The organism is Winogradskyella pacifica (genome assembly GCF_013403915.1).
Classification (GTDB): Bacteria; Bacteroidota; Bacteroidia; order Flavobacteriales; family Flavobacteriaceae; genus Winogradskyella; species Winogradskyella pacifica.
The window spans coordinates 35,189-48,051 of sequence record NZ_JABFDI010000022.1; the positions used below are offsets into that span (position 1 = coordinate 35,189).

At 33.9% G+C, this 12,863-nt stretch carries 10 protein-coding genes and 1 tRNA gene; 7 read left to right on the top strand and 4 right to left on the bottom strand.

Annotated features, from left to right (window positions below):
• Position 1 precedes the first annotated feature (1 nt).
• Positions 2 to 796, bottom strand: coding sequence for a Rossmann-like and DUF2520 domain-containing protein (locus HM984_RS15915; RefSeq protein WP_179349885.1), 795 nt, complete (start codon positions 794 to 796; stop codon positions 2 to 4).
• Positions 797 to 1,017: 221 nt separating this feature from the next.
• On the opposite strand from HM984_RS15915, the gene tnpA reads away from it, so the two are divergent.
• The 5 genes from tnpA to HM984_RS15940 all read left to right on the top strand — a co-directional run bounded on the left by tnpA (position 1,018) and on the right by HM984_RS15940 (position 7,267).
• A complete protein-coding gene (gene tnpA, locus HM984_RS15920) occupies positions 1,018 to 1,479 on the top strand; it encodes an IS200/IS605 family transposase (RefSeq protein WP_179349886.1) in 462 nt (153 codons plus the stop codon).
• 249 nt (positions 1,480 to 1,728) lie between these two features.
• The gene (locus HM984_RS15925) at positions 1,729 to 2,118 is read left to right on the top strand and encodes a group III truncated hemoglobin (protein WP_179349887.1); all 390 of its coding nucleotides are present in this window, start codon (positions 1,729 to 1,731) and stop codon (positions 2,116 to 2,118) included.
• 57 nt (positions 2,119 to 2,175) lie between these two features.
• Positions 2,176 to 2,625, top strand: coding sequence for a large conductance mechanosensitive channel protein MscL (gene mscL / locus HM984_RS15930; RefSeq protein ID WP_115809544.1), 450 nt, complete (start codon positions 2,176 to 2,178; stop codon positions 2,623 to 2,625).
• 101 nt (positions 2,626 to 2,726) lie between these two features.
• On the top strand, positions 2,727 to 5,978 hold the full coding sequence (locus HM984_RS15935; protein ID WP_115809546.1) for a cytochrome c biogenesis protein CcsA: 3,252 nt from the start codon (positions 2,727 to 2,729) through the stop codon (positions 5,976 to 5,978).
• A gap of 134 nt (positions 5,979 to 6,112) precedes the next feature.
• Entirely contained in the window at positions 6,113 to 7,267 is a 1,155-nt protein-coding gene (locus HM984_RS15940) for a trans-sulfuration enzyme family protein (protein WP_179349888.1), read from the top strand.
• Positions 7,268 to 7,275: 8 nt separating this feature from the next.
• Here the strand turns inward: HM984_RS15940 and HM984_RS15945 are convergent, their stop codons facing one another.
• Genes HM984_RS15945 through HM984_RS15955 form a run of 3 tightly spaced genes read right to left on the bottom strand, consistent with a single transcriptional unit; the run spans position 7,276 to position 11,522 of the window.
• A complete protein-coding gene (locus HM984_RS15945; protein ID WP_179349889.1) occupies positions 7,276 to 7,959 on the bottom strand; it encodes a DUF2490 domain-containing protein in 684 nt (227 codons plus the stop codon).
• Positions 7,960 to 8,016: 57 nt separating this feature from the next.
• Positions 8,017 to 9,651: a phosphoenolpyruvate carboxykinase (ATP) gene (gene pckA / locus HM984_RS15950; protein WP_179349890.1), complete on the bottom strand. Its 1,635-nt coding sequence runs from the start codon at positions 9,649 to 9,651 to the stop codon at positions 8,017 to 8,019.
• Between the two features lie 32 nt (positions 9,652 to 9,683).
• On the bottom strand, positions 9,684 to 11,522 hold the full coding sequence (locus HM984_RS15955) for an SLC13 family permease (RefSeq protein WP_115809552.1): 1,839 nt from the start codon (positions 11,520 to 11,522) through the stop codon (positions 9,684 to 9,686).
• 310 nt (positions 11,523 to 11,832) lie between these two features.
• Here HM984_RS15955 and bshB1 point away from each other — a divergent pair, with 310 nt between their 5' ends.
• Together bshB1 and HM984_RS15965 are read left to right on the top strand one after the other, a co-directional pair.
• Positions 11,833 to 12,555, top strand: coding sequence for a bacillithiol biosynthesis deacetylase BshB1 (gene bshB1, locus HM984_RS15960; protein WP_179349892.1), 723 nt, complete (start codon positions 11,833 to 11,835; stop codon positions 12,553 to 12,555).
• Positions 12,556 to 12,614: 59 nt separating this feature from the next.
• A tRNA-His gene (locus tag HM984_RS15965) sits at positions 12,615 to 12,690 on the top strand.
• Positions 12,691 to 12,863: the final 173 nt, after the last annotated feature.

Below are 12,863 nucleotides of genomic sequence, written 5' to 3' on the forward strand. Positions count from 1 at the left end.
ATTAGTTTTCTTTTTTCTGGCTTTTGATTCTTGTAGATCTTATACCATGTGTCTTTTTTATAGAAGTAGTAAGCATTTTGTAAATCGCTTCATGCTCTTCTTTTTCAATTAGCTTAAGTTGTCTTTTTATAGTTCTTTTATCATTCCGTTTAGCCGGACCTGTTTGTGCCATAAAAGGAGACATGTGTTGAATTTTCTTTGCCGTTTCCTCAATTAAAGGATGCAAGATTTCAAATTCTATATTTTTAGTTTCGCAAATTTCATGACCAATTCTATAGAGTTGATTCGTGAAATTATTAACAAAAACAGCTGCTAAATGAAGTGTCTGACGTTGTTCTGTCGTAATTTTATGAGGTTTGCAACCTACGGCTTTTGCTAAATCTATTAATAGCTGAAGGTTTTCTTTTTCATAAACTTCAACACAAATAGGGACTTCGCTAAAATCTATTTCAGCATCCTTAGAAAATGTTTGCAACGGATAAAAAACTCCAATTTTGTTTTTCTTATCTATATCGTGCATGGCAACGCTTCCAGAGGTATGCACCACAAATCGATTTGTAAATGGTAGATCTATAGACAGTTGTTCAATACTATCATCGCTAACCGCCATAATGTAAATGTCCGCTTCTTTTAACTCGTCTAATGAATCTGTGATGTCTACGTCATTGGCATAAGACGAAATGGATGCTCGCGTGCGATTATACCATTGTGTAATCGAAATGTTTTCAGAATTTGAAAAGGCTTTATATAAATGTGTGGCTACATTGCCAGCACCAAGTAATACTACTGATATCATGCTGTAAAAATACTAAGTTTTCTTATTTTAGAATCACAAGAATGGGATTAAAAGGATAACTTTGGGTAATTCTAAAAATTGATATGTAAAAAGGAAGCTATTTTGGTTCTATATTACATACGCATCAATTAAATATGTCCCTTTAGGGACAAAAGGTGGGTAGATTTTAGTTTACAATAATTAACCAGTGTGCCTTTAGGTACACCATATAATTTAGAGCAATGCCAAACACGTATACAGAAATTCATATCCAAGCTGTTTTTGCGGTTCAAAATCGGCAAAGTTTAATTAGAGATAGTTGGAAAGCCGAATTATACAAGTATATCACCGGGATATTTAAAAACAACAACCATAAGGTTTTGCAAATTAACGGAGTGGCTGACCATATTCATGTTTTATTTGGAATGCGACCAACACAGTCATTATCTGAATTAATGAAGCAAGTAAAACACGATTCTTCAAAATGGATAAATAATAAAGGTTTTGTTAATGGTAGATTTTCGTGGCAATCTGGATATGATGCGTTTTCTTATTCTAAATCTGAAGTTCCTAGAATAATTAATTATATCAAAAATCAAGAAGAACATCACAAAAAGGTTGTGTTTAAAGAAGAATATTTAATGTTGTTAAAGGATTTTGATGTAGAATTTAATGAACGTTTTATTTTAAAATCTGTATTGTGAAATTTTTGTTTAAAGATATTTTGTACCTAAAGGCACACTAATTTAGTGGTGTTTTTTTTACCAATATAAAGTCCCTAAAGGGACGAAAAATGTATTATTAATTGATTGTAGAAATGGTTCTTTTATGGCCAATATTTGGCAACATAAGTTAGAGTAATTACCAATGTCTATATAATATGCAAAATTTTAATTATAGCAAACTATCACAAACTAAATTGTTCTAATCGGAACAACATAAATTATAGCGCGATGAATAAAATAGATATAAAAAACAGAGAAGACATATTCTTGTTAGTTTCCAAATTTTACGAGAAGGTTAGAAAGGACGAAAAATTAGGGCCGTTTTTTAATGAAACCATAAAGGATTGGGAGCAACACTTAGAACATTTAACAACCTTTTGGGAATCGAGTTTATTTCTAAAAACCAAATATTACGGCAATCCATTAGAAGCACATACAAAAGTAGATGCTGCTTTTAATAATAGCATTACCGAATTACATTTTGGTTTATGGTTAAATCTTTGGTTTGAAACTATTGATGAATTGTTTGAAGGAGATTATGCTGAGAACGCCAAACGACGTGCACGTAAAATGGGCACTTTTATGTATATGAATATTTTTGCAGCAAGAAATAGCTAATCATTTATTGGCATATTATAAATTTGTGGTTTTAAAAATCTAAAATTTAAAACACGTATGAAACTTCTCAAAGAATTTAAAGAATTTGCCGTCAAAGGAAATATGATGGACATGGCAATTGGTGTCATAATTGGTGCATCATTTAATAAGGTTATAGATGTACTTGTAAAATTTGTATTAATGCCACCATTATCTTTATTAACGGATGATGTCAACTTTGATAACAAAAAACTTATACTAAGAGAGGCAATTACAGACGCTTCGGGTGCAATTATTACTAGTGAGGTTGCTATAGGTTATGGTGCGCTTATCACAGTATTAATAGATTTTTTAGTTATAGGGTTTACCGTGTTTTTAGTTGTTAAAGGCATGAATAGATTGCGGACTAGAGCGCATGATTCTAAAGATAAAACGGTTACGACACCAAAAGACATTCAATTGCTTTCTGATTTAAAAGAATTAATGGAAGCACAAAACAAAATGCTTAAATCAAACATGAAAAATTAAACCGTTTTTGTATGTGTAATTTTAACATGTTTTAGTACTAAATCTGAATCATCAAATAATTAAAAAGTCATATCTTTGCGCAGCCTAAAAAGCCTATAGCTATGCAAAAGAAAATCGCTAATTTCCTATTCTCTACTAAACTCACCGCTTTCTTATTTATAGCCTTTGCCGTCGCCATGGCAGTTGGTACTATTTTAGATAGAAATATGGATACCTCTCCAACTCCATATACCAGAACTTTAATATATAATGCGTGGTGGTTTGAAGCCATTATGGTGTTTTTTGTTATCAACTTTTTAGGTAACATTTTTAGATTCAGACTTTACAAAAAAGAGAAGTGGGCAACATTAACCTTACATTTATCTTTCATTCTTATTCTTTTCGGAGCGTTTATAACACGATATGTTGGTTTTGAAGGTATGATGCCAATACGAGAAGGAGCTACTGAAAGCGAATTTTTCTCTCAGAAAACCTACATCGGAGGACGAATTATAGGTAATTATAAAGTTAATGGTCAATTACAACAGCGTAGGATAGAAGAGCATGTCGATTTTTCTCCACGATTAGATAATGAATTTGATAAAACGTTTGATTATGGTGATACCGAAGTTACTGTAAAACTCGATCAATTTATAGAAGGTGCAGAAGAGGACATCATTCCTGATGACACAGGAAAACGTTATTTAAAAATAGTAGAAGCAGGAGATACTGGAGCACATAACCACTTTTTAGAAGATGGTACAGTAGCAAATCTTCACAATGTCTTGGTGTCTTTAAACAAGTTTCAAGAAGGTGCTATTAACATCATGGAAACAGAAAATGGGCTGTCCATTAACTCTCCTTATGAAGGTGAATACATGACTATGGCAACGCGTGCTACAGGCAAGTTAATTAAAGACAGTTTGCAGCCCTTAATTTTAAGGTCTAGATATATTATTGGAAACATGCAGATTGTAATGCCAAAACCTATTGTAAAAGGCGAATTTGGAGTTGTGAAAAAACCAGAGCTTTTAAAAACTAAGGCAGATCCAGATGGACTTATCCTAAGTGTTACAGCAAATGGTGATACAAAAAAAGTAGGCATTATTGGTGGTCCAGGTAACTATACCGCCATGAAGGAATTTAAAGTTGGAGGCTTAGAAATGGCCTTACAATATGGTCCTAAAGTATTGAAATTACCTTTCGAAATTAAACTAAACGATTTTATAGCAGAAAAATATCCCGGCACAGAAAAAGCCTATTCATCTTACGAAAGTAAAATTACGGTTTTAGATAAAGAATCTGGTGATTTTGATTATCGTGTGTATATGAATCATGTTTTAGATCATAAAGGGTATCGCTTTTTTCAAGCAAGTTTTCACCCAGATGAGAAAGGAACGGTGCTGTCTGTAAATCACGATCGTTGGGGAACATACATTACCTACGCGGGTTATATGTTCTTGTATTTTGGTATGATGGCGATTCTATTCGTTAAAAATACACGCTTCGATGATATTAGAAGTAAACTAGCCAAGTTGAAAACAAAGAAAGCCAAAATGATGACAATGATTTTGTTGTTATTTAGTTTTTCAGGTTTTGCACAAGTTCATACAGAAGACGATGGTCATGCACACCAAAAGAAAACTGGGAAAGAACAAATCGATTCTATTTTAAGAGTTCATATTACTCCTAAGGAGCATGCGAAGAAATTTTCAGAAATGGTCATTCAAGATTATAGTGGTCGTATGATGCCAATGCATACGTATGCTTCTGAAATGCTTCGTAAATTAAGTAAAAGTGATGTCTATGAAGACTTTGATGCTGATCAAGTTTTTCTATCCATTCAAGAAAGTCCGATGCTGTGGTACAATGTGCCAATCATTTATTTAAAACCGAGAAAGGCAGATTCTATTAGAGGGATAATTGGTTTAGATTACTCTGAAGATTATGCTAGTTTACTCGACTTTTTTACAGAAGATGGAAGGAATAAATTAGGACCTTACATCGAAGAGTCGTTTAAGGCACAAGTACCAAATGGATTTCAGAAAGAAATTAAAGAAACCTACGGTCGCTTAAGCCTTTTATCTGATGCTATTGAAGGGCGTAATATTAAAATTTTTCCAATACCAGGAGATGATAATAACCGATGGATATCTTCAAAAGATTTTAGAGACGAAGGTCTAAGAGATAAAATAGAAGATACACTTTATGGCAATTTTATAAATAATGGTTTTGTTGCGTATTTGGTGACTTTAAATAATGCGAAGCAAACGGGAGATTATTCTAAAGCGGAAGAATTATTAATAGGTATCAAAAAGACACAACAGAAATTTGGTAGTGAGGTGATGCTATCTGACGATAAAATAAAAGCAGAAATTCTTTATAACGATTACGATATTTTCAAACGACTATTCAGTTGGTATATGTATGCTGGTACACTGTTGTTTGTATTAATTATTGTTCAGATTTTTAAGTATAAAAATAAATGGATTCAGACGGCTATTAATGTCTTACTAGGTGTTATCGCATTGTTATTTGTGATGCATACTTTAGGCTTAATTTGGAGATGGTATTTGTCTGGGCATGCACCATGGAGTGATGCTTACGAGTCCATGATTTATGTCGCTTGGTCAACTATGCTTTTTGGTTTTATTGTAGGTGTGACTAAGAAAAAAGATAATTCTGCTAAAAAGACATCATTTTTAGGAAAAATAACGACGTCTAGTATAACAGTTGCTGCAGGTGCTTTTGTAACGTCAATGATTTTAATGATTGCACATTGGAATTGGATGGATCCAGCCATTGCAAACCTTCAACCTGTATTACAAGGGTATTGGTTAATGATACATGTTTCGGTAATCGTTGCGAGTTATGGACCGTTTACTTTAGGTATGATTTTGGGTGTGGTTTCATTATTATTAATGATTTTCACGACCAAGGAGAATAAAGAGCGAATGCTCATTAATATTAAAGAATTAGCTATTGTTAACGAAATGGCGTTAACGGTTGGATTGGTATTGTTAACCATCGGTAACTTCCTTGGAGGTATGTGGGCCAACGAAAGTTGGGGACGTTATTGGGGTTGGGATCCTAAAGAAACTTGGGCACTTATTAGTATTATGATTTATGCCTTTGTCATCCACATGCGATTAGTACCAGGATTACGAGGAAAATGGATTTATAACTTAATGTCAATCATCGCCTTTGGTAGTATCCTTATGACCTATTTTGGTGTGAATTTTTACTTAGCAGGATTGCATTCTTACGCCAGTGGAGATCAAATATTAAGCTTCCAGTTTATCGCTATAACTTTGGGCATCATTGCTGTATTAGGAATCTTATCTTACATACAGTATAAGAAGCATTATAAGTAATACGCATAGACTTTAAATACGGTTTAAAAAAAATGGTTGATAGATAGTAGTATTTATCAACCATTTTTTTGTTTAGAGTTATCCGGTGAGTTGAATCGATTTTTATTAAATTTACGTTTCTTATAAATAGTATTATGGCCAAAAATAAACTAGGTTTAAACACCATTTGCACGCATACGGGTGAAGTTAAAGACGAACAATTTAAAGGAGCAGTATCTCCGATTTATTTAAGTACATCTTACGAGTTTTTGGATGTTGATGTTAAACGTTATCCGCGTTATTTTAATACTCCCAATCAAGTACATTTAGCCAAGAAAATTGCAGCTTTAGAACATACGGAAGCCGCTATGATTTTTGGGTCAGGTATGGCAGCGATTAGCACTATGTTCTTAGCATTTTTAAGACAAGGCGATCATTTAGTGGTTCAGAATACATTGTACGGTGGAACCTTAAATTTTATAAAAGAAGAATTTCCTAAGTATGGTATAGAATACACGTTTACGGATGGTTATCTAGTTGAAGATTTTGAAGCTGCACTACAACCGAATACAAAATTGATTCATATTGAAACACCTTCAAATCCATTAATGACTATTACAGATATTAAAGCGATTGCAAAATTGGGGAAGTCTAAGGACATTTTAACGTCTATTGACAATACCTTTGCTTCACCTGTAAATCAAAATCCTATGGACTTAGGCATTGATATGGTAATGCATTCTGCTACTAAATATTTTGGTGGACATAGTGATATTTTGGCTGGTGCTGTAGCAAGTTCTAATGAACATATAGAACGCATTTGGAATGTTGGTAAGAATCTAGGCGGAAGTTTAAGTGATATGACCGTTTGGATGTTAGAGCGCAGCATGAAAACTTTAGGATTGCGCGTAAAAGCACAAACCAAAAATGCCATGAAGTTAGCAAAATGGTTAGAAAAACATCCGAAGGTTTCTAAAGTCTATTATCCTGGTTTAAAATCACATCCAGATTACAAGTTGGCCAAGTCACAAATGAAAGGTTTTGGTGCCATGTTATCTTTTGAATTGATAGAAGGGATAGATTCACAACAATTTCAAAAAGAATTAACGCTTATTAAATCGTCTATGAGTTTAGCTGGTGTTGAGAGTACGGTATTATCTCCGCATTTAACGTCTCACGCGTTGTTGACTCAAGATGAGCGTGATGCTATTGGACTTAGCAATCAATTAATTCGGTTTTCCGTAGGTATAGAAGATGTAAAAGATTTAAAACACGATATAGAACAAGCTATAGATAGTGTGAAGCACTAAATTAACCTTTACGAATTGTGTTGTCTAAAATCACATTTTAAATTAAGTTGTAGCGACAGTCTGTTAAAGCTTTTAGTTTTAAACGAATGTCTTGCATAACCAATTTCTGTACTTATATTTTTAGTTGCTAAAATACCCAGCCCCATAAAAGCTCTATTTTGTTGAAAATCAAACTCATTCAGATTAAAATGGATTTCATCATACGTAGAAATGTATAGTGTTTGGTTTAAAGGTATTTTGGTTTTAAATCTATAACGAATTCTATGCGTTAATTGGTTTTCTGTAGGATATTCTAGAAATCGTTGTTCTAACCTCAATCTTTGAGAAAATTGAATCGTGTTTAATCTATGCTTGAAAATTAACTGTTCAATTATTCTATTCTCTTTAGTAAGAGGGCTGTCATTAACTTCAAACGATGAGTCAATATCACCATAAGCATAGCATAAACCTATAGATAATTTAGGATCAACATGATAATTCAACCCTAGAATGCCCAAACGCAAATGGGCTTTATTTGCTGGTAATTCATAGTTCCAATTGGTGAATGACCCACTAATACTGAATTTATCACTTATTTTATTTGACGAAGTTACTTCATACCAAGAGCCTAATTTATTTTCGCCTGTATTTTGAGCATGCAATTGTGCCTGAAATAATAGGAAAACAGATAGGATGTATAGGATACTTTTCATAAAAAACTGTATAAGAAAAAAGAGCCCATTTCTGGGCTCTTTTAAGTCATGGAAATATTAAATATGATCGTGTAACTGATGATGTTCATCAATTAATGGACCTCCTTCAATAATTTGTTCTGAAGCTTCGCTTGCAAATTTTTCAAAATTTAAGTGGAAAGAATGTGCGAGTTGAATAGATTTACTAACATACTGACCTTTGTTTTCCCAAGTATTCATTGGGTCTAATATGCTATCAGGAACATTCGGGCATGTTTTTGGCATAAATAAGCCAAATATCGGATGTTGTTCGTAAGCTACATTGTCTAATTCTCCCTCAAGAATAGCCGTAATCATAGCTCTTGTGTATTTCAATTTTATACGAGAACCAACTCCATAAGGTCCTGCGCTCCAGCCTGTGTTTATTAACCAGACATTGACGCCTGCATCTTGCATTTTTTTGCTTAGCATTTCAGCATAAACCGTTGGGTGTAATGGCATAAATGGTTCACCAAAACATGCAGAGAAAGATGGTACAGGTTCTGTAATACCTGCTTCAGTACCTGCTACTTTAGCGGTATAACCAGATATAAAATGGTAAGCCGCTTGTCCTGGTGTTAATTTTGAAACCGGAGGTAATACACCAAATGCATCGGCTGTTAAAAAGAAAATATTTGTAGGATTACTAGCGTAAGACGGTTTTTGGATATTATCTATATGATAAATCGGGTAACTTACACGTGTGTTTTGTGTAATGCTACTATCCATAAAATCAACGTCTCCATTGTCTTTAAAAACGACATTTTCGAGAATAGCTCCAGGCTTAATGGCTCTAAAAATGTCAGGTTCTTTTTCTTCAGATAGGTCAATAGCTTTGGCGTAACAACCTCCTTCAAAATTAAAAATGTTGTTATTTGCTGTCCAGCCATGTTCATCATCACCAATTAATTTACGATTAGGATCGGCAGATAATGTAGTTTTTCCTGTTCCAGATAAACCGAAGAAAATAGCAGTATCTCCGTCTTCACCTACATTTGCAGAACAATGCATAGGTAAAACGTCTTTTTCAACAGGAAGAATAAAGTTTAAAGAAGAGAAAATTCCTTTTTTAATTTCACCTGTATAAGCAGAACCACCAATTAAGGCAATTTTTTTAGTGAAATTTAAAATTGAAAAGTTGCCTTGACGTAAACCAACAGCTTTAGGGTCTGGTGCTTCATAACCTGGTGCGCAAAGGACTAACCATTCTTCTTTAAAATTTTCTAATTCAGATTCGTCAGATCTTAAGAACATATTATAGGTAAACATATTAGACCAAGGATATTCGGTAACTGTTCTTACGTTGGTTTTATATTCTGGATCAGCACATACATAAGCATCTCTAGCATAAATTTCTTTACCGCTTAGATAGTTTGTAATTTCAGCTTGTAGTTTATCAAAATTTTCTGGTGAAATGGCTTTGTTAGTTTTTCCCCACCAAACTTTATTTTGTGTATAATCATCTTTTACTATAAAACGATCTTGAGGAGAACGACCTGTAAACTTACCTGTGTTTATAGCTAAAGTTCCATTAGCGGTTTCTTTTCCCATTCCTTTTTCAATAGTAATGGCTTGTAATTTTTCTGGTGAGAGGTTCCAATGGGCATTGGTGTCTTTCAATCCGTACGTTGTAAGGTCTCTCGTTTTCATAATCGGTTGTTTTAATGTTTCCATGAGTTCATAATTTTTCAATTCGACTTTCGATTTTAAAATGGCCATATGATTGGCACAAGTAATAATGTTGTTATTAGGAAGAGTAGCAGCAGTGGTGCACCTACTTTTAAATAATCCATAAATTTATAGCCACCCGCTGTCATTACCATCGCATTGGTTGTGGTGCCTACAGGTGTTAAAAATGCGGTTGAGGCGCTAATAGCAACTACAATCATAAATGGTGCTGCAGAAATGTTAAGTGTGTTTGCCGCAATAATTACAATAGGTGCCATTAATACAGCTGTGGCTGAGTTATTAATAACTTGACTAAAGGTTGTGGTCAATAAAAACACACCGCCCAATAAAACTACAGGATGAAAGCTTCCTAAAGAATCCACCAAGCCATTTGCAATCAATTCTGCTGTGCCTGTTTTTTGTAATGCGATTCCCATTGGTATCATTGCTGCAATCATTACAACACTTATCCAGCTGATGCCTTTATAAGCTTTTACCATTGGTACACAGCCTGTAATCATTATGATACCTGCAGATAGTAATGCGGCAACAGCGCCTGGGACAATCTTAAAAACTAACAATACAATCATTAATATGAGAGATGCTAATGCGATATAAGATTTAATCGTAAGGTTTGTAACAGTTTTAGCCATCCCTTCTGGGCTACCACAGATGACTAAATGTTCATATTGATTTTTTAATTCTTCTATAGCGCTCCATTGACCTCTTATTAAAAATGCATCACCAGCTTTTACTATGGTTTGACGTTCTGTTAGTGGTTTGCCATTTCTAGAGGCGGCCATTAATTGCACATTATAACGTTCAAAAAAATGACTAGATGTTACATTTTTACCGACAAGCGCAGATTGTGGTGCAACTAAGACTTCGGTCATACCAACTTCTTGGTTAATAAGGTTGTGTCGCAACTCATCTTCGATAGAATTTAGAGGTAATAAGCCCAGTCTGAATTTAATCATTAAGATATTAATTGCTTCGGTGTCGCCTTTAACTGTAATAATATCGTGGTATAAGAACTCCGTTTGATCCGTTGGAAGTTCAATAAAAGGATCGTTACCTTTTAAAAGACTCGGGTGACGTCGTTTAATACGCAGAATGGTAACAGCATGGTCTTTTTCAAAATTCCAATCGCCTAATTTTGTATTTAGTAATGGAGACACTGATCTTACTCTTAATCTGTAATAATCGCCATCTACTTTGTACGCTTCAATCCATTGGTGGAGCGTCGTATTAATATTTACAGGTTTATTATTGGTTTTGTTGCTAGGTAAAAGTCTGTAGCCTATAAATTTGAAATAGAGTAGTGCTAATAATAATAGCGGTAATCCTATCAATCCAAATTCAAAGAAAGAAAATCCTTCTAGTCCGCTTTCTATCATTGTATTGTTTACAATGATATTTGGAGGTGTACCAGTTAAAGTTAATAAACCACCTGTATTAGAGCCAAATGCTACCGGCATTAATAACTTAGAAGGCAATGTCCCAATACTCCAGGCAGAAGCAATTGTTACGGGCATTAAGGTTGCTACAGTCCCTGTATTACTGACTACACCAGAAAGTAATCCTGAGCCTAATGTCGTTATTAATAAAAGCTTCATTTTGCTTTTGCCCGCCATTTTTATAAATTTTTCACCGGCTAAGGCAGTCCAACCTGTTTGAGATAAACCTTCTCCTATAATAAATAAGGCAGCAATCATAATTACCGTTGGATTGCTAAATCCGCTTAATGTTTCTGTTAAGTCTAATATCCCAAAGACAAATAAGCTTAACATTGAAATAAGTGCGATAATATCTGGTGTGAATTTCCCCCAAATGAATAGAGAAATCGTGATGATTAAAATGGCTAACATTAAGGTCATAAGGACGTTATCTTTTAGTAATAGTGTAAAGATAGAGTCAATGAAAAGCAATATTTATGACGAAAGTCATACTTTAGAAGTATTGCGAATTTTTCAATTTTGACTACTTAAATTCGAGATAATTAAGGATTTATCTAATCGAAACCGTTTGCGGATTAAAAAGAAAGCGATTATCTACCTTCTTTTTAATATTTTTGACATTCAAGAGAAGAGACATAAGAGATGAAACATCTATTATGAAATTTTAATTTGATTAAAAAAGGGGATTAGATATTCTATCTAACCTTAAGAAAACAATAAACATATGCAGATAAAACTAGATATATTGGCCATTGGTGCGCATCCCGATGATGTAGAATTAAGTTGTGGTGCAACCTTAGCAAAAGAAGTTTCTAAGGGCAAAAAAGTCGGGATTATAGATTTAACTAGGGGAGAGCTAGGGACACGCGGTACGGCAGAGACTAGAGATCAAGAAGCTTTTAATGCGGCAAAAATTCTTGGTGTACACTCTAGAATTAATATGCAATTTGCAGATGGTTTCTTTACTAATGATAAAGCGCATCAATTAGAACTTATTAAAATGATTCGTTATTATAAACCAGAGATTGTTATATGTAATGCTATTGAAGATAGACATATTGATCACCCAAAAGGGAGTCAGTTAGTGAGTGATGCTTGTTTTTTAAGTGGATTGAAAAAGATTGAGACTATTTATAAAGATGAAAATCAACCACAAGATCCTTGGAGACCAAAAGCAGTATACCATTATATTCAATGGAAAGATATAGAACCAGATGTTGTTGTTGATGTCTCTGGTTTTATGGAAAAAAAGGTGGCATCTGTATTAGCTTATAAAACACAATTCTTTGATCCTAATAGTAAAGAGCCTGAAACTCCGATATCTAGCAAGAACTTTACAGATAGCGTAGACTATAGAGCAAGAAATTTAGGACGTTTAATTGGTGTGGAACATGCTGAGGGTTATACAGTTGAGCGTTATGTAGGAGTAGAATCGTTATTTGATTTAAAATAAATTGAAAAACTATTTGCAAGAGATAACAATTAAATTATCTTTGCAATCCAATTTAAAATGGTGGTTGTAGCTCAGCTGGTTAGAGCGTCGGTTTGTGGTACCGAAAGTCGCCGGTTCGAACCCGGTCTTCCACCCAAAAGTAATAAGCCTTTCAGAAATGAAGGGCTTTTTTTGTTTATATACTTTAAACTAAAAAAGGTCTCTCAATTAGATGAAAGACGGATCAAGCCTAAAAGTTGTGTTTAAGCAAAAATGGTTGTTAATCTAAAAAGGAAAAATTCTATATTTTTAACACCTCTAAACTGTGC

Excerpts from the sequence above, each read along its gene's own strand:
- HM984_RS15915 (WP_179349885.1), bottom strand. The coding sequence starts at position 796 with ATGATATCAGTAGTATTACTTGGTGCTGGCAATGTAGCCACACATTTA.
- tnpA (WP_179349886.1), top strand. The coding sequence starts at position 1,018 with ATGCCAAACACGTATACAGAAATTCATATCCAAGCTGTTTTTGCGGTT.
- HM984_RS15925 (WP_179349887.1), top strand. The coding sequence starts at position 1,729 with ATGAATAAAATAGATATAAAAAACAGAGAAGACATATTCTTGTTAGTT.
- mscL (WP_115809544.1), top strand. The coding sequence starts at position 2,176 with ATGAAACTTCTCAAAGAATTTAAAGAATTTGCCGTCAAAGGAAATATG.
- HM984_RS15935 (WP_115809546.1), top strand. The coding sequence starts at position 2,727 with ATGCAAAAGAAAATCGCTAATTTCCTATTCTCTACTAAACTCACCGCT.
- HM984_RS15940 (WP_179349888.1), top strand. The coding sequence starts at position 6,113 with ATGGCCAAAAATAAACTAGGTTTAAACACCATTTGCACGCATACGGGT.
- HM984_RS15945 (WP_179349889.1), bottom strand. The coding sequence starts at position 7,959 with ATGAAAAGTATCCTATACATCCTATCTGTTTTCCTATTATTTCAGGCA.
- pckA (WP_179349890.1), bottom strand. The coding sequence starts at position 9,651 with ATGGAAACATTAAAACAACCGATTATGAAAACGAGAGACCTTACAACG.
- HM984_RS15955 (WP_115809552.1), bottom strand. The coding sequence starts at position 11,522 with ATGACCTTAATGTTAGCCATTTTAATCATCACGATTTCTCTATTCATT.